Genomic DNA, 16,898 nt, shown 5'->3' on the forward strand with positions numbered 1-16,898 from the left:
AAAGGCAGCCCCGGGGCTGCCTTTCATTTTTGCTTCTCCGGCGCCCTGGCCGCATGGATCGTCACGGTCTTGCGCACCGGGCTGGAGAGCACCAGCGATGTGGTCACCGATCCGTGGGCCGCGAGCGTGTCCACCACGTGCTCCAGGTCCGCCGGGTCGGCGATGGCGCAACGCACGATAAAGCAGTGCGCGCCGGTCACGCGATCGGCGCTCAGCACTTCGGGCATGCTCTCGAACAGCTTCACATACTTCTGGATGTAGGCGTGCGTGGTCTCGATATGGATGATCGCCTGCAGGCCGACGCCCAGCGCGCGCAGGTTCACCCGCGCGCCGTAGCCCTCGATCACGCCCGCGTCCTCCAGCTTGCGCACGCGCTCGCTCATGGCCGGCTGCGACAAGCCAATGCGCTTGCCGAGCGCTGCCAGGCTCTGCCTGGCGTCGGCCTGCAGCGCTTCCAGGATCAATCGGTCCTTCTTGTCCAGCTCCATCCCCTCCTCCTATGGCAGGCACCTGTCGTGCGCCACCGATGATTCATCGGCGCGCGGTGCCGATTTCCGATGCCTTGCCATTCATGGCGATGGCATGCCGAGATTATGCTGGAACCCAGCGCGGCCCGATTTGCGACCAGATGCGCGGCCAGACATCTTTCCGGAGGCAATATGCAACTCATCGGCATGCTCGACTCACCATATGTGCGCCGCGTGGCCATCTCGCTGCGGCTGCTGGACCTGCCGTTCGAGCATCAGGCAGTCTCGGTGTTCAGCACGTTCGATCAATTCCGCGCGATCAATCCCGTGGTGAAGGCGCCCACCCTGGTGTGCGACAACGGCGTGGTGCTGATGGAGTCCGGCCTGATCCTCGACTACGCCGAGATGCTGGCCACGCGCAGCCTGATGCCCGCGCAGCACGAGCAGCGCCAGCACGCATTGCGCGTGACCGGCCTGGCGCTCGCCGCCTGCGAGAAAACGGTGCAGATCGTCTACGAGCGCAACCTGCGCCCGGCGGAAAAACAGCACGCGCCGTGGATCGAACGCGTGCAGGGACAGTTGCATGCCGCCTGCGCGGCGCTGGAGACGGAACTGGCGGGGGCCGCGCTTCCCACGGACGAGCGCTTGCTTACGCAGGCCGATGTGAGCGCCGCCGTGGCGTGGAGCTTCACGCAGCTGATGCTGCCGGCGTGCGTTGAGGCGTCAGCGTATCCGGCGCTGGCGGCGTTCAGCGCGGCTGCCGAACGGCTTGCCGTGTTCAAGGACACACCACAGGCCTGACCCACCGCCGCGCGCCATCCGTGCTTAGTGCGCCAGGGCCTGGGCAAGCGCGCGCAGCAGGCCGGCGCCGTCGCCGCGCCAGGCGCTGCCATGCATGCAGGCCAGGGTGGTCGGCTGCAGCAGCGCCATGCGCTCCAGCATGGCGCCGGCGCTCGGCGTGTGGGAGAAGTAATCCATGCCGCGCCGGAACGCTTCGCTCGGCCCGAGGATGTCGGCTTCGGTGAGCGACGGGAGCTCGGCGCCGCCCTGGCTGAACAAGTCGCCGCAGAGCAGCGTGCCGGTGCGCTCCTCCATCATGAGCCCGCACTCCCAGGCATGCGGCAGGTGCGGCGTATCGAACCAGCGCACGGTATGGCCGCCAAGCTGCACGGCTTGCCCGTCCGCCAGGCCCTGCGCGGGCCGGTCGGCCAGGTCGTTGACGGACACCATGGCGGCAACGGTGCCGCACAGCGGCGCTGCATGGGGCGCCGCCGCGAGCCATTCATTGAGCGAGCCGCACTCGTCGGCTTCCACGTGCGAAAAGGCGATATGGCGCAGCCGGCCCGGCGCGATCACGCTGGCCACGGCTTCATGCACCAGCGGGAACATCTTGCGCAGCCCCGTGTGGAACAACAGCGGCTCGTCGTCGACGATCAGGTACTGGTTGAAGGAGAAGCCGCCCGGGCCCCCGTCGATGTGGACCGGGGTATTGATCCGATAGATCCCGTCCGCGATTTCGTGGACGTTGGTGCCCGACCGGGCATTGGTGACAGTCATCCTGCTCTCCTGGAAATCGTCGGGGCATGAGGGCCCGGCCGTCGGCGCCGGCCAGGTTCATTCTAGGGTCTGTTCACATTTTCACGAAAGGTCCAAGCGCACGCGCAAGCGATGCGAAGGATTGCACTTGTTGTGGAAATTGGCCGTTCGGTTTCAGCTGTCATCCCGCGCATTGGGGGCGGTGAGCTTCTTGCGGCCCATCAGACCGAGGCGCGCAATGTCGCGATGCGGAATGCAGGTCCAGCCGCGCCAGTTAATGAATCAATGACAATACATCCAGTAACACACAAGTCATATTCCCTCTCTACTATTGGCCCCTCCCCACCGTACCGCTCACTACCCGGTCCGCTGGATTCGAATCGACCAGAGAGGTTCCTAGTCATGTCTTACCTTACCGACAAGGCCCGTGCACCGCGCCGTAACGCCGAAGGTGTCGTTACCGTTCCAGGGCAAATGCTTGAAGACATCGTGGCCGCCAATCCGGCGCGCCGCACCGTCCTGCGAGGCGGGTTGAGCCTGTCGCTCCTTTCGGTATTCGGCACGAGCAGCCTGCTTGGCGCCTGCGGTGGTGACGACGATGTGGCCGCCACGCCCGCCAGTACGCCAGCGCCGGCACCTGGAACCCCTGCGCCGGCGCCCGTGCAGCCGCTGGACTACAGCGTGCGCTTCACGCCGGTGGCGGACAAGGTCACCGCCGACACGGTGACCCTGCCGTCCACCTATTCGTACGACGTGCTGTTCTCGGCCGGCGATCCGGTCGAAGTCGGTGCGCCCGGATACAGCGGTACGCCGCAGTCGTCCGCCGAAACCGAGCGTCAGGCCGGCGGCAATCATGACGGCATGCATTTCTTTGCGCTGCCGGGCGTCGACCCGCAGAAGGGCGGCTTGCTGGCGATCAATCACGAAACCTTGGATGCCGCCATCCTGTTTGCCAGCGGCAGCTATAGTGCCGCCACGGCGACGCCAGAGCAGAAGAAGATCGCATTGTCCTCGGTGGGCGTATCCATCATCGAGATCGAACTCGTTGGCGGCAAGTGGCAGGTCAAGAAGAACTCGCGCTACAACAAGCGCTATACCGGCAACACGCTTTACAAGGTCAGCGGCCCCGCCGCCAGCGCGGTTGGCGCCAGCGTGGTCGGCACGCTGAACAACTGCGCGAGTGGCAACACGCCCTGGGGCACCTACCTGACCTGCGAAGAAACTACCGACAACTACCTGGATCCGACCAATCCGGAGGTCGGCTACGGCTGGGTCGTGGAGATCGATCCGCTGAACGAACTGGCGGTACCGACGAAGCGCACCGCGATGGGACGCTTCGACCACGAGAACACTGCCTTCATGACCAACGGCGACAACCATGTCGCCTTCTACATGGGTGACGACAGCACGCCGGGCTGCATCTACAAGTTCATTCCCGCGGACGCGTTCAATCCAACCAACCGCCAGGCCAACATCAATCTGCTGGACAAGGGCACGCTCTATGTCGCCAAGTTCAATGCCGACGGCTCCGGCCAGTGGATCGAGCTGACGCAAGGCAAGAACGGTCTGGTGACTGGCGCAACCGATCCGGGCAATACCACGCAGGGACCGCAGACACCGGTGACGGTCGATTTCAACACGCAGGCGGATGTGTTGATCAATACCAAGGCGGCGGCGCGCGTGGCTGGCGCGACTTTGATGGACCGGCCGGAATGGATCACGGTGGGAGTGGACAAGAGCCTGTTCTGTACGCTGACCAACAACAGTCGACGCCTGGTGACCGACGCAGCCAATCCTCGCGTGAACAACTCGCACGGCCACATCATCAAGTGGAAGGAAGCGGGAGACTCGCCGCTGGCCACGACCTTTACCTGGGAGATCTTCCTGCTGGCCGGCGACCCGTCCCTGGCCGCCGCCAACCTGAAGGGCAATATCAAGGGCAATACGTTCTCGAGCCCGGACGGCATTCGCGTGGATCCCAAGGGACGCCTGTGGGTGCAGACCGACGCTGGCACCGGCAGCAGCACCACCAATGTCTTCGGCGCGAATTCGATGCATTTTGTCGACCAGCAGACACGCGAGTGCAAGCGCTTCCTCGTGGGACCGCATGGCTGCGAGATCACCGGCATTGCCTATACGCCGGACTTGACCACCTTCTTCATCAATATCCAGCACCCTACCAACCAGTGGCCCGACCCGAGCAAGCCGGCCAGGTCGTCGACCATCGTGGTACGGCACAAGGAAGGCAAGCCGGTCGGCGCGTAAGCGGCGCGCATTGGATCGCCTGCGCTAGTCATTGACCGCAGGCATGCCACCTTTCTGCCTGCCTGGCTGCACATTTGGCGCTCGCGCCCCGCCCCGAGCCGCGCATGGTTCGAGCGACGGCGCAAAATGGAAACGGCGGTGCGGCATGCGGTTCCCGCGTGCCCACCGCTGGTGAGAAAGGACGTGCGCGATGGACAATGCGACCCGGACAACACCCGGCGATCTGGCTTCGGCCAGCGGCACATGCGTGCGCTTGTTCCTGTGCGGCGATGTGATGACGGGCCGCGGCATCGACCAGATCCTGCCGCACCCGGGCAAGCCGCACCTGTACGAGCATTGGCTGCGTTCGGCGAGCGGCTACGTCGAACTGGCCGAGCGCGCGACAGGCGCGATACCGCGGCCCGTTGATCCTGCCTATCCCTGGGGCGACACGCTCGCGCTGCTCGAGCAATGCCAGCCGGATGCGCGCATCGTCAACCTGGAAACGGCCGTGACCACCAGCGAGGATGCGCAGCCGGGCAAGGGCATCCATTACCGGATGCACCCTGGCAATGTGTCGTGCCTCGCCAGCGCACGGCTCGACTGCTGCGTGCTTGCCAATAACCATGTGCTGGACTGGGGCCGCGCCGGGCTCTACGAAACCCTGGCCGTGCTGCACGGCGCCGGTATGCGGACCGCGGGCGCCGGACGCAACGCGGTACAAGCCGCAGCGCCCGCCGTGATCGGACTTGCGCGAGGCGCAAGGGTGCTCGTATTTGCCTACGCGACCGAAACCAGCGGTGTGCCGGCAGACTGGGCCGCGGCGGCGGGGCAGGCCGGCGTGAATTTCCTGCCCTCCATCTCGGCGCGCGCCGCCGATGATATTGCTTGCCACGTGACGGCTGCACGGCAGGCGGGCGACATCGTGGTGGTGTCGCTGCATTGGGGTGGTAATTGGGGCTTCGAGATATCGCGTGCGGAGCGGGCTTTCGCGCACCGGCTGATCGACGCCGCCGGCGCCGATATCGTGTACGGGCATTCATCCCATCACGTGAAAGGCATCGAGGTGTATCGCGACCGCTTGATCCTCTACGGCTGCGGGGACTTCCTCAACGATTACGAAGGCATTGGCGGACAACAGTCCTATCGGCCGGACCTGGCGCTGATGTACTTCACGCACATCGACGCCGCGACCGGCGCCTTGCGCGCGTTGTCCGCCGTGCCGATGCAGATCCGGCATTTCAGCCTGCGCCGCGCGCCACGGGAAGGCGTGTCATGGCTGCGCGCCACGCTCGATCGCGAAGGTGGCAAGCTAGGCACGCACGTGATCCGGACGGCGGACGATTGCCTGGCGCTGCGCTGGGCCAGCTAGCCCGCGCCAGACGCGCTACAGGCGCTACAGGCGCTACACGCGCATGGCCTTGGCCATCTCACTCGTCGCATGCCAGCCCAGCGCGACATACAGGGACGCGCCCTGCCGGGCGCACAAAAAAAACGAAGTGCCAAAGGCACTTCGCTTGAGGCCATCCAGCACGACATGCGCCGGATGGCAGGACGAAAAGGCTGTCTTACTGCGTGGTCGCCGCCGGCTTGGTGTCGGCCGAGGCCACCGGACCGGTCTCGCTCAGGCCACCGCCAAGCGACCGGTACAGGTCGATGGCATTGTTCAGGCGTAGTTGCCGCGCCTGGATCAGGGCCTGGTCGGCAGCGAACAGCTGCCGCTGCGAGTCGAGCTGGTCAAGCTGGCTGGCCACGCCATTCCTGAAGCGCATCGTCGATAACTCGTAGCGTGCTGCCTCGGCGTTGCGCACCTGCTCCTGGCTGGTTACCTGCTCTTCCAGCGTGCCGCGCGCGACCAGTGCATCCGCCACTTCCGCGAAGGCCGTCTGGATGGTCTTCTCGTAGTTGGCGATCTGGATGTTCTTGCGCGTCTTGGTCAGGTCCAGGTTGGACAGGTTGCGGCCGTAGTCGAAGATCGGCAGCACCAGCTGCGGTGCGAACGACCACGCGCCGGTGCCGGAATCGAACAGGCTCGAGAAGGTCGGGCTGATCGCGCCGGCATTGGCGGTGAGCGTGATGCGCGGGAAGAACGCCGCGCGCGCCGCGCCGATATTGGCGTTGGCGGAGAGCAACAGCTGCTCGGCCTGGCGGATGTCGGGACGCTGCTCGAGCAGGTCCGACGGCAGCCCGGCCGGGATGTCGCTGATGATGCGCTCGTCCGACAAGCTCATCGCCGCAGGCAGGTTCTCGATGGTGCCAAGGGGCTTGCCCACCAGCACTTCGAGCGCGTTCTGCGCCTGCGCGCGCTGGCGTGCCAGCTGCGCGGCGGAGACGCGAGCCTGCGCCACCAGCGATTCGTTGTCACGCAGATCCAGCGCCGATGTGGCGCCCGCATCGAAGCGTTGCTTGGCCAGGCTCAGCGTGTACTCGCGCGTCTTCAGCGTGTTCTGCGCCAACTCATACTGCTCGGCGAAGGAGCGCTCCGACAGATACGCCTTGGCGACTTCCGAGACCAGCGAGATCTGCGCGGAACGGCGTGCTTCCTCGGTGGCGAAGTACTGCGACAGCGCTGCGTTGGTGAGGCTGCGCACACGGCCGAAGAAGTCCAGCTCGTAGGACGCTATCGAGCCGCCCGCCTGGAAGTACTCGGAGACGAACGGCTTGCCCGTGGCCGACTGCAAGCCGACTGCAAGGCCGGGGTACGCGAACGGTTGAAACCGCCAGTGGCGTTCACCGTGGGCAGCAGGTCGGAGCGCTGCACCTGGTACAGCGCGCGCGCTTCCTCGATGCGCAGCGCGGCGGTGCGCAGGTCGCGGTTGTTCTCCAGCGAAGTGGCGATGAATGCTTGCAGGCGCGGGTCGCGGAAGAACTCGCGCCAGCCGATCTCGCTCGCTCGGCGGGTTTCGCCGGTCTTCACTTCGGCGGCCGCATAGCCTTCCGGCGCAGCCGGGAAGCTGGTGGCCACCGGCGGGGCAGGGCGTTCATAAACGGGTGCCAGTGTGCAACCCGAGAGGACGCCCGCCACCAGCAACAGCGTGGTCAGTGTCTTTGTCATGTCAGATTCCTTCCTTGGGTTCGAGCCCTTGCTCGTTCAGCATCTGCTCGCGCTTGCTGCCCTTGAAGCGGCTACGGATCACCACGAAGAACACCGGCACCAGGAAAATCGCCAGCACCGTGGCGGTGATCATGCCGCCGATCACGCTGGTACCGATGGCGCGCTGGCCACCCGAGCCCGCGCCGGAGGCGATCGCCAGCGGCAGCACGCCCAGGATAAAGGCCATCGAGGTCATCAGGATCGGGCGGAACCGCAGGTGCACGGCTTCGAGCGTAGCGTCGATGACACTGCGGCCCTGCGCCTGCAGATCCTTGGCGAATTCCACGATCAGGATGGCGTTCTTCGCCGACAAGCCAATGGTCGCGATCAGGCCCACCTTGAAGTACACGTCGTTGGGCATGCCGCGCAAGGTCACGCCGAGCAGCGCGCCGAGCACGCCGAGCGGCACCACCAGCAGCACCGCGACCGGGATCGACCAGCTCTCATAGAGCGCGGCCAGGCACAGGAACACGATGATCAGCGACAGCGTGTACAGCATCGGCTCTTGCGAACCGGCCAGGCGCTCTTCATACGACTGCCCGGACCACTCGAAGCCGAAGCCCGGCGGCAGCTTGGCGAAGTTCTCTTCCATGATCTTCATGGCTTCGCCGGTACTGCGCCCCGGTGCGGCCTGGCCCGCGATCTTCACTGCCGGCAGGCCGTTGTAGCGCTCCAGGCGCGGCGAGCCCATGATCCACTTGGAAGTGGCGAAGGCAGCGAACGCAACCATGTCGCCGTTCTTGTTCTTCACGCGCAGCTTGGTCAGGTCGTCGGGCAGCTTGCGGTCGTCGCCTTCCGCCTGGGCAATCACCTTGCGCACACGGCCTTCATAGATGAAGTCGTTGACGTAGGAGGAGCCGAAGGCGATGGCCACCGTGGCGTTGATATTGGCCACCGAGACGCCCAGCGCGCGTGCCTTCTCGCGGTCGATGTCGATCTGCAGCTGCGGCGCGTCTTCCTGGCCTTCGGGGCGTACGCCCACCAGCGCAGGATTCTTCGCCGCCATGCCGAGCATCATGTTGCGCGCTTCCATCAGCTTGGCGTGACCCTGGCCGGTGCGGTCCTGCAGGCGGAAGTCGAAGCCCGAGGAGTTGCCCAGTTCAGAGATCGCCGGCGGATTCAGCGGGAAGATGATGGCGTCCTTGATGAAGGAGAGGGCGCCAAAAGCCCGGCCAACCAGTGCCTGCGCGGTCTCGTCCTTGCCGCTGCGCTCCTTCCAGTCCTTCAGGCGCACGAACGCGATACCGCCGTTCTGGCCGCGGCCGAAGAAGGAGAAGCCCGCCACGGTGATCATCTGGTCCACCACCTTGGATTCCTTCTGCAGGTAGTAGTCCTCGATCTGCTTGAGCACGCCGATGGTGCGTTCCTGCGTGGCGCCGTTGGGCAGCTGCACCACCGTGATCATGTAGCCCTGGTCTTCCTCGGGCAGGAAGGAGGAGGGCAGGCGCTTGAACAGCACCACCATGCCGACGACGATGAGCGCGTAGATGATCAGGTAGCGTCCGGCGCGCGCCAGGATGCGGCCCACCATGCTCTGGTAGCCGGTGGCGGCGCGTGCGAAGGTGCGGTTGAACCAGCCGAAGAAACCCTTCTTCTCGTGGTGGTGGCCAGCCTCGACCGGCTTGAGCAACGTGGCGCACAGCGCCGGCGTGAGCGTCAAGGCCAGCAGCGCCGAGAACGCGATCGACGCGATCAGCGACAGCGAGAACTGGCGGTAGATGTTACCCACCGAGCCAGAGAAGAACGCCATCGGGATGAACACCGCGGTCAGCACCAGCGTAATGCCGATGATGGCGCCGGTGATCTGGCCCATGGCCTTGCGCGTGGCGTCGCGTGGCGAGAGTCCTTCCTCGCTCATGATCCGCTCGACGTTTTCCACCACCACGATCGCATCGTCCACCAGGATACCGATCGCCAGCACCATGCCGAACATGGTCAGCACGTTGATGGAGAAGCCGAAGGCCAGCAGCATGCCGGTGGTGCCCAGCAGGGCCACCGGCACCACCACGGTCGGGATGATGGTGGCGCGGATGTTCTGCAGGAACAGGTACATCACCAGGAACACCAGCACCACGGCTTCGACCAGGGTCTTGATCACTTCCTCGATCGAGATCTTGACGAAGGCCGAGGTGTCGTAAGGCACGGAGTACTGGTAGTCGGACGGGAAGAACTTGGAGAGCTCTTCCATCTTGGCGCGCACCGCGGTGGCGGTGGCCAGCGCATTGCCGCTCGGGGCCAGCTTGATGGCGATAGCCGCCGAGGCCTTGCCGTTGGTACGGGCCAGCGTGGAGTAATCGGCACCGCCGAGTTCGACGCGGCCGATGTCCTTGATGCGCACCGAGGAGCCATCCGGGTTCGTGCGCAGCAAGATGTTGGCGAACTGCTCCGGCGTGGTGAGGCGGCTCTCGGTGGTGACGGTGGCGTTGAGCTCGGTGCCCTTGGGTGACGGCGTGCCGCCCAGTTCGCCCACGGCGACCTGGACGTTCTGCTCCGAGATGGCGGCGGTGACGTCCTGCGGGGTCAGGTTGAAACCGGTCAGCTTGGCCGGATCCACCCAGATGCGCATGGCGTACTCGGTGCCGAACAGGTCGGCCTGGCCCACGCCCGGCACGCGGCGGATCGAATCGATCACGCTGGACGAGATGTAGTTGCCCAGCTGGATGGCGTCGGCCTGCCCGGACTTGGACGCGACCGTCAGGAACATCATGTAGTTGTTCCCGGCCTTGTCCACACGCACGCCCTGCTGGCGCACTTCCGCCGGCAGGCGCGCTTCCACGCGCTTGAGACGGTTCTGCACCTCGACCGAGTTCAGGTCGATGTTGGAGCCCGGCTGGAAGGCGATCGTGATCGTCGACAGGCCGGTGGCTTCGCTGGTGGAGTTGTAGTACAGCAGCCCGGGGATGCCGTTGAGCTCTTGCTCGATCACCGTGGTGACCGAGTCTTCAAGCGTCTTGGCGGATGCGCCCGGATAGGTCGCCGTGACCGAGATCGTCGGCGGGGCGATGTTGGGGTACTGGGCGATCGGCAGTTGCACCACCGACAGCAAGCCCCCCAGCACGATGATCAGCGCAAGCACCCACGCGAACACCGGCCGGTCAATGAAAAACTTGGCCATAACACTGGCTCCCTTCGAATTGCGCTGTGATTAGCCCTGCTTGGCGTCCGACTTGTCAGCGGTCACCGCGGCAGGAGCCGAGGCTCCGCTGGCGGCCGGCTGCGCGGCGGGCGCCGAGGCGGCGGCGGTCTTCGAGACAAACGGCACGGCCTTGGCGGGCGCACCGACCTTGACCTTCTGCAAGCCCTCGACGATCACCTTCTCGCCACCCTTCAGGCCCTCGGTGACGATCCAGTTCTCGCCAATGGCCTGAGGCGCCTTGACCGGCACCGCCGCGACGTTGCCGTCGCCGCCCACCACCATCACCGACGCGCCTTGCGCGTTGCGGATCAATGCGCGCTGCGGCACGGTCAGCGCGTTTTCGTCCATGCCCTGCTCGATCTTGACGCGCACGAAGGTGCCCGACAGCAGCTCGCGCTTGGCATTGGGGAACTGCGCGCGCAGCGTGATGGCGCCGGTGGTCGGGTCTACCGTCATGTCCGAGAACAGCAGCTTGCCGGTTTGCTCGTACTCGTGGCCGTCCTCGATGAACAGGTGGACGCGGGCGCCGCCGTCGGCACCCTTGACCTTGCCGCTCTCGATGGCGCGGCGCAGCTTCATCACTTCGCTCGCGGGCTGGGTGAAGGTCACCCAGATCGGGTCGACCTGCTCGACGATGGTCAGCTTGGTGGCTTCGCCGCTGCCGACCAGCGCGCCTTCGGTCACCAGCGCGCGGCCCACGCGGCCGCTGATGGGCGCGGTGACGGCGGTGTAGCCGAGGTTGATCTGGGCGGTGGTAACGGCAGCCTTGGCCGAGGCGATGTCGGCGGTGGCCTGGCCCGCGGCCGCCACGGCTTCGTCGTATTCCTGCTTGCTCACCGCATTGACGGCGACCAGCGGCTTGTAGCGCTCGGCCTTCTGGCGCGCGGCTACGGCGTTGGCTTCGGCGCGGGCAAGGCTGGCCTTGGCCGATTCGAGCTGGGCCTGGTAGGGCGCGGGGTCGATCTTGAACAGCAACTGGCCGGCCTTGACCTCGCCGCCTTCCGTGTAGTTACGGGACAGCACGATGCCGGCGACCCGCGCCCGCACTTCTGCAGTGCGCACGCCTTCCAGGCGGCCCGGCAGTTCATTGATAACAGCGATCGTCGTGGGCGTGACGGTGACGACACCCACTTCCGGCGGCGGCATGGCGCCGCCCTGCGGCTTCTTTTCGCCACAGGCGGACAGCGCAAGCGCCGACAACACGGCCGCGGCAACGCAAGTGATACGTTGGGACTTCCTCATCGATAACCCCATGATGGCAATTTGAGATCGGCCGCATGCGCTCCCGGTGTCGTATCCGGATACGGCGCGGCCCACCGCTGGCATAAGGCACAGAGGCGGGCAAAAAGAGTAATGCTAGCCACAATCCGCAACACTTTCGTGGCTCATGCGACGAAAGGTTGCAAATTAGTAACGACAAGCCGACATGGCAGCGCGAACCGTGGAGAGGCGCGCGCCGCCGTCTGCCGCCCATCACGCCGATGGGCTGGCCGAAAGTCAGGCGAACGCGTATTATATATACATTCAAGCATGTATGTAAGAACTTGTTGCAATGCGGCAATGGCCGCCCTATATATTCACGTCCTAACGCGCCAGCGCGGCGCGCAAAGTGCAAGGCGGGCTTCATCGCCAGCACTCAGGGAGACAGAACCAGACCGGTCCTTCGTGGCCGGCACCAGAGAACATCATGGTCAGACGCACCAAGGAAGAGGCGCTTGAAACACGCCATCGCATTCTCGACGCGGCCGAGGCGGTCTTTCACGCCCGCGGCGTTGCCCGCCCTTCGCTAGCCGATATCGCGGAGGCGGCCGGCGTGACGCGCGGCGCGATCTACTGGCACTTCAAGAACAAGAGCGATGTTTTCGCCGCGATGTCCGACCGCGTCCACCTGCCGCTCGAGGCACTGTGCGAGCCGCAACGCATCGCCAGCCAGGAAGACCCGCTGGGCAGCATTCGCGACATCTGCGCCTTTGTGTTGCGCCAGACCGTGGAAAACCCGCAGTGGCGGCGCGTGTTCGAGATCGTCTTCCACAAGTGCGAGATGGTGGCGGACAACGGCGCTATCTTCGAGCGCCAGCGCCAGTCGCACCAGGAGGGCGCGGTGAAGATGCGCGAGCACCTGCGCATGGCGATGGAGCGCGGGCAGTTGCCGGCCGACCTCGACCTGGACCTTGCCGTCAACGTGTTCCACGCCTCGATTGGCGGCATGCTGTCCCACTGGCTGTTCGCCCCCGAGGATTTCGATCTCGAGAGCAATGCCGAGCGGGTGGCCGATGCCTTCATCGACACCCTCAAGCTGTCGCCGGCCTTGCGCCGGGGTTATGTGGCGCGTCCTGTGCCGAAGCTAGAGGAAGAAGTGGCCTCGATGTGCCAGGAGGCCAAGAAGAAGGCCGAGACCGAACAGGCCGCGCAAGCACTTGCCACCAAGGCGCTGCCCGGCTGATCCCGCGGCGGCGCGAGCGCCGCTCAGCCCCGGACGGCCTCGCGCCAGCGCGCGAGGAAATTGCGCTTGCGCAGCGTGTCCTGCGCCGCCAGCAGGCCGGGGCCGACGCTGATCGGCTTGAGCGCGTAGCCGAGCCGCTCCGATAGCGCCGCGGCGGTGTGCACGCTGTCGGTGTCGGTACGGATCGTGTAGAGCTGCGAGGCGCTTTGCCCCAGCAACGTCTGGCCCGCGCGCGACAGCAGGAAATCCAGCCATAGGCGGGCCGCGTTGGGATGCGGCGCGCGGCGCGCGATGAAGGCCACGCGCGACATCACCAGCGTGTAGTCGCGCGGCGCGATCACATCGATCTCGGCCCCGCGCTCCATCAGCGACAGCGCGTACGAACCCAGCAGGTTGTAGCCCATCACGAATTCGCCGGAGGCGATGCGCTCGATCATGTTCGCGGTGGACGCCGACAACTGCACGCCGCAGCGCCCGAGCGCCTGGGCCAGGTACCAGAACTCGTCGCCCATGCGTGCGTCCTGCTGCGCCAGCAGGTAACCCACCCCGGACTTTTCCACATCGTAGGTCACCACCCGCTGGCGCCAGCGCGGCGTGTTCTCCTGCAGCAGGCGTGCCAGACCGGTGCGGCTGCGCGGCGGGCGCATGCCGGCAAAATGGCGGCGGTTGTAGACAATCACGGCGGGCTCGAAGGTGGTGCCCCAGGCTTCGTCGCGCCAGGCGGCCCACGCCGGCAGGCCGGCCCGCTCGGGCGAGGCGTAGCGCAGGGCGTGGCCATCGTTGACGAGCTTGATCTGCAGGTCCATTGCCGTGCTCCACAGCACGTCGGCGTAGTCGGGGCCGCCCGCCTGGCCCGCGCCCAGGGCGGCGCTCTCGGCCAGGAAGCGGCTATTCAGCTCCAGCGTGTTGAGGTCCTGATAGCGCACCTTGATGCCCGGGTAGCGCGCCTCGAACGCGGCCAGCAGCGGCCGCGCGATCTCCGTGTCGGTGGAGGCATGGACGTTGACCGAGCCTTCCTGCACGGCCCGCGCGATGATCTCGGCATAGCTTGCCGGGTAGCCCGCCGGCACCGGCGGCACGGCCTGGGCATGCGCGCCGTGGCTCAGCCCCGCCGCCAGCGTGGCGGCCGTGGCGGTGACCAGCAGGCGTCGCCGGTCCAAGCTCGCGGGTGGTTCGGCGATCTTGGCGGGAGGCTGGGGGCGGGATGGGAAAGGGGGCAGCTTGCGCAAGGCGGGAACCATCGGTGGTGACATCGGTGGCCAGAAGGGGCCATGGCGCACTCGCCGCGCGCAGCCCTGGGCGGAGGTATTATAAGCGCCCGCGGCGTGTCCTCGCGGCGGCGGCGGCCTTGCCAGCCATGGCGGCGGGGCCCTCGCGTTTTTTCAGAACGGACGCTTATCGAGCAGGGGAGGGCCGCCGTGCGCTTATTGCTGGTGGAAGACGAGATTGAACTGGCGCGCTGGGTGGCGCGCGCCCTGGAGCAGGGTGGCTTCGTCATCGAGCACGTGGCCGATGGCCTGCAGGCTGAGGCGCGGTTGATGGCAGAGGAATACGACGTGGTGGTGCTCGACCTGCGCCTGCCCGGCAAGGACGGCCTGGCCGTGCTCAAGTCCATGCGCGGGCGCGACGACCGCACCCCGGTGCTGATCCTGACCGCGCAGGACACGCTCGACGAGCGCGTGCGCGGGCTCAACCTCGGCGCCGACGATTACCTGCCCAAGCCCTTTGCCATTGCAGAGCTGGAAGCGCGCATCCTGGCGCTGATCCGGCGCAGCCGCGGCCGCGCCCATCCGCGCCTGCAGTGCGGCTCGCTGGTGTTCGACGGCGAGACCCGCAGCTTTTCGCTGGCCGGCGCGCCCCTGGCGCTCACGCCGCGCGAGTCGACGCTGCTGGGCGCGCTGCTGGCCAAGAGCGGCCAGCCGCTGACCAAGGCGCAACTGCTCGACAAGGTGTTCTCGCTCGATGCCGACGTCAGCCCCGATGCCATCGAAGTGCTGGTCTACCGGCTGCGCAAGAAGCTCTCGGGCCACGGCGTGACCATCGTCACGCTGCGCGGCTTCGGCTACCTGCTGGAACCGGAAGGACAGCCCTGATGCTGCGCCGCCTGCCACGGCACTGGTTGCGGCGCTGGCTGCAGGGCAGCCTGCGCCGCCAGTTGCTGCTGCTGCTCGTGCCCGCGCTGGCGGCCATGATGGCGCTCGACACGTGGCTCACCTACGGCACGCTGCGCGACGCTGCCAACGCGGCCTACGACCGTTCCCTGTACGGCTCGGTGCGCGCCATCGACAACGCCATCGGCATGGCCGGCGAAAGCGTGCAGATCGCGCTGCCGGACGCCGCCATGGAGATGTTCGAGACCGCGGCGCAGACCCATGTCTTCTACCGCGTCTCGCTCGAGCGCAACGGCCAGATCGAAACCGTCACCGGCTATGACGACCTGCCGCTGCCCAAGGGGGAGATCGCCAGCAACCAGCCGCGCTTCTACGACGCCGACTATCGCGGCGACCCGGTGCGCATCGCCGTGCTGGCGCACCCGGTGTATCGCCCCAACGCGCACATGCGCGTCATCGTGCAGGTGGCCGAAACCGCCGAGCCGCGCTTTGCGCTGATCGCCACCGTGTGGCGCGGCGCGCTGGCGCGCGACGTGCTGCTGATCCTGATCAGCGCGGGGATCCTGGTGGCCGGCATCACCTACGTGCTGCGCCCGCTGGCGCGCGTGCGCGACAGGCGCAATTCATCGCCGACGCCGCGCACCAGCTGCGCACGCCGCTGGCCATCCTCAAGACGCAAGCCGAATTCGCCCAGCGCCAGCTTTGCGCCAGCGCCGATCCCGCGCAGGCGCGGGATGCCGCCGGAGAGGCGGTAGGCGGCATCGTCACGCAGCTGGAGCAGGCCGCCCGCCTGACCAACCAGTTGCTGGCGCTGGCGCGGGTACGGCAACACCCGGGCAGCGACACGCCCGGCGACGCCGAACCGCTGGAGCTGATCGACGCCGTGGCCGTGGCCGAGCAGGTGGCGCTGGACTACCTGCCGCTGGCGCGCGGCAAGCAGCAGGATTTTGGCTGGGAGAGGCCGCTGGGGCTGGCGCTGCCGGTACGGGCCGATGCCGCGCTGCTGCGCGAGGCTTTTGCCAATCTCGTCCACAACGCGATCCAGTATTCGCCGCGCGGCAGCCGCATCACGCTTTCCGCCTCGCGCCTGGCGCATAGCGCCTGCCTGGTGGTGGAGGACGATGGGCCGGGCATTCCTGCCGAGGAGCGCGAAAAGGTGTTTGCGCGTTTCTACCGGCGGGTTGGCAATGTAGAGCCGGGCTCCGGCCTGGGACTGGCGATTTCTCGCGAGATGGCCGCGCGGTTCGGGGGCACGGTGGAGCTGGGGATTGCAGTGCAGGGCAAAGGAGTCAGGGCGGTCCTGGCGCTGCCGATCGGGGAATGAGAAGGCGCCAAAAAAATCAAAAAGCCCGAAAAAGCCCAAGAGAACCCAATGTCCATACATCCACCCCCACGTAAACCCCACCCCATTCCCTGACGAATTGACAGCCTTTTGACAGTTTCTACCCCCTAGAATCGCGCCATGGCCGCCGTACTGGCCAGACCAAGTCAGAAAGCCAAAGAACAAGTCCGGCATGCAAGCGCTGCCAGGGACGGGAGACAAGGCCAAGCCGGGCGCTCAACGCACGCAGCGCCGGCGCACCGGCGCACCGCACGACTCCCCCGCCCCCGACAGCCCGCTTCACTGCCAGCCGGACACCTCCGGGTCGGTCCTCGCCAGCTTCGCCGGCAACCGTTCACCGGTAATCCTCTAAAAAAGAACAGGAGACCGTAATGCGTCGTTCGATTCATCGCTTTGCCCACGTCGTCATGGCTTCGGCCGCGATCACCGCCACCGTGGCTGCCGCGCCCGCGTTCGCGCTCGACAGCGTGAAGTTCATGATTGGCGCCAACCCGGGCGGCGGTTTCGACCAGACCGGCCGCTCGC

General features: G+C 66.4%; 10 protein-coding genes and 2 pseudogenes. 6 read left to right on the plus strand and 6 right to left on the minus strand.

What is annotated here, in order from left to right; all coding sequences use genetic code 11:
• Positions 1–23 precede the first annotated feature (23 nt).
• On the minus strand, positions 24–488 hold the full coding sequence (locus OR16_RS30760) for an Lrp/AsnC family transcriptional regulator (RefSeq protein WP_006162566.1): 465 nt from the start codon (positions 486–488) through the stop codon (positions 24–26).
• A 171-nt stretch (positions 489–659) separates the two neighbouring features.
• On the opposite strand from OR16_RS30760, the gene OR16_RS30765 reads away from it, so the two are divergent.
• Entirely contained in the window at positions 660–1,268 is a 609-nt protein-coding gene (locus OR16_RS30765; protein WP_006162567.1) for a glutathione S-transferase family protein, read from the plus strand.
• 24 nt (positions 1,269–1,292) lie between these two features.
• On the opposite strand, the gene OR16_RS30770 is transcribed toward OR16_RS30765, so the two are convergent.
• Entirely contained in the window at positions 1,293–2,024 is a 732-nt protein-coding gene (locus tag OR16_RS30770) for an MBL fold metallo-hydrolase (protein WP_006162568.1), read from the minus strand.
• A 381-nt stretch (positions 2,025–2,405) separates the two neighbouring features.
• Between OR16_RS30770 and OR16_RS30775 the strand changes: the two genes are divergently transcribed.
• Positions 2,406–4,268: a PhoX family protein gene (locus OR16_RS30775; RefSeq protein WP_043421823.1), complete on the plus strand. Its 1,863-nt coding sequence runs from the start codon at positions 2,406–2,408 to the stop codon at positions 4,266–4,268.
• A 190-nt stretch (positions 4,269–4,458) separates the two neighbouring features.
• Positions 4,459–5,619 carry a CapA family protein gene (locus OR16_RS30780; protein ID WP_006162570.1) on the plus strand — a complete coding sequence of 387 codons (1,161 nt, stop codon included), beginning with the start codon at positions 4,459–4,461 and terminating at the stop codon, positions 5,617–5,619.
• Positions 5,620–5,815: 196 nt separating this feature from the next.
• On the opposite strand, the pseudogene OR16_RS30785 reads toward OR16_RS30780, so the two are convergent.
• The 3 genes and pseudogenes from OR16_RS30785 to OR16_RS30795 form a co-directional block, all read right to left on the minus strand.
• Positions 5,816–7,302: pseudogene (locus tag OR16_RS30785) on the minus strand (efflux transporter outer membrane subunit).
• Between the two features lies 1 nt (position 7,303).
• Complete coding sequence (locus tag OR16_RS30790) at positions 7,304–10,456, minus strand: efflux RND transporter permease subunit (protein ID WP_006162571.1); 3,153 nt, start codon at positions 10,454–10,456, stop codon at positions 7,304–7,306.
• 30 nt (positions 10,457–10,486) lie between these two features.
• Positions 10,487–11,719: an efflux RND transporter periplasmic adaptor subunit gene (locus OR16_RS30795; RefSeq protein WP_043421826.1), complete on the minus strand. Its 1,233-nt coding sequence runs from the start codon at positions 11,717–11,719 to the stop codon at positions 10,487–10,489.
• A 445-nt stretch (positions 11,720–12,164) separates the two neighbouring features.
• Between OR16_RS30795 and OR16_RS30800 the strand changes: the two genes are divergently transcribed.
• Positions 12,165–12,920: a TetR family transcriptional regulator gene (locus tag OR16_RS30800; protein ID WP_006162573.1), complete on the plus strand. Its 756-nt coding sequence runs from the start codon at positions 12,165–12,167 to the stop codon at positions 12,918–12,920.
• 23 nt (positions 12,921–12,943) lie between these two features.
• Here OR16_RS30800 and OR16_RS30805 read toward each other — a convergent pair whose 3' ends face one another.
• Positions 12,944–14,080: an ABC transporter substrate-binding protein gene (locus tag OR16_RS30805; protein WP_006162574.1), complete on the minus strand. Its 1,137-nt coding sequence runs from the start codon at positions 14,078–14,080 to the stop codon at positions 12,944–12,946.
• 258 nt (positions 14,081–14,338) lie between these two features.
• Here OR16_RS30805 and OR16_RS30810 point away from each other — a divergent pair, with 258 nt between their 5' ends.
• Together OR16_RS30810 and OR16_RS30815 are read left to right on the plus strand one after the other, a co-directional pair.
• Entirely contained in the window at positions 14,339–15,013 is a 675-nt protein-coding gene (locus tag OR16_RS30810; protein WP_006162575.1) for a response regulator, read from the plus strand.
• Positions 15,013–16,355, plus strand: a pseudogene (locus OR16_RS30815) (sensor histidine kinase). The gene OR16_RS30810 and the pseudogene OR16_RS30815 overlap by 1 nt, the downstream one beginning before the upstream one ends.
• The last annotated feature ends 543 nt before the right edge of the window (positions 16,356–16,898 follow it).

The sequence above is a fragment of the Cupriavidus basilensis OR16 genome, from assembly GCF_000243095.1.
Taxonomy (GTDB): domain Bacteria; phylum Pseudomonadota; class Gammaproteobacteria; order Burkholderiales; family Burkholderiaceae; genus Cupriavidus; species Cupriavidus basilensis_D.

What these genes read in the sequence shown, in the direction of transcription:
- OR16_RS30760 (WP_006162566.1), bottom strand. Translation starts at nt 488, where the DNA reads ATGGAGCTGGACAAGAAGGACCGATTGATCCTGGAAGCGCTGCAGGCC.
- OR16_RS30765 (WP_006162567.1), top strand. Translation starts at nt 660, where the DNA reads ATGCAACTCATCGGCATGCTCGACTCACCATATGTGCGCCGCGTGGCC.
- OR16_RS30770 (WP_006162568.1), bottom strand. Translation starts at nt 2,024, where the DNA reads ATGACTGTCACCAATGCCCGGTCGGGCACCAACGTCCACGAAATCGCG.
- OR16_RS30775 (WP_043421823.1), top strand. Translation starts at nt 2,406, where the DNA reads ATGTCTTACCTTACCGACAAGGCCCGTGCACCGCGCCGTAACGCCGAA.
- OR16_RS30780 (WP_006162570.1), top strand. Translation starts at nt 4,459, where the DNA reads ATGGACAATGCGACCCGGACAACACCCGGCGATCTGGCTTCGGCCAGC.
- OR16_RS30790 (WP_006162571.1), bottom strand. Translation starts at nt 10,456, where the DNA reads ATGGCCAAGTTTTTCATTGACCGGCCGGTGTTCGCGTGGGTGCTTGCG.
- OR16_RS30795 (WP_043421826.1), bottom strand. Translation starts at nt 11,719, where the DNA reads ATGAGGAAGTCCCAACGTATCACTTGCGTTGCCGCGGCCGTGTTGTCG.
- OR16_RS30800 (WP_006162573.1), top strand. Translation starts at nt 12,165, where the DNA reads ATGGTCAGACGCACCAAGGAAGAGGCGCTTGAAACACGCCATCGCATT.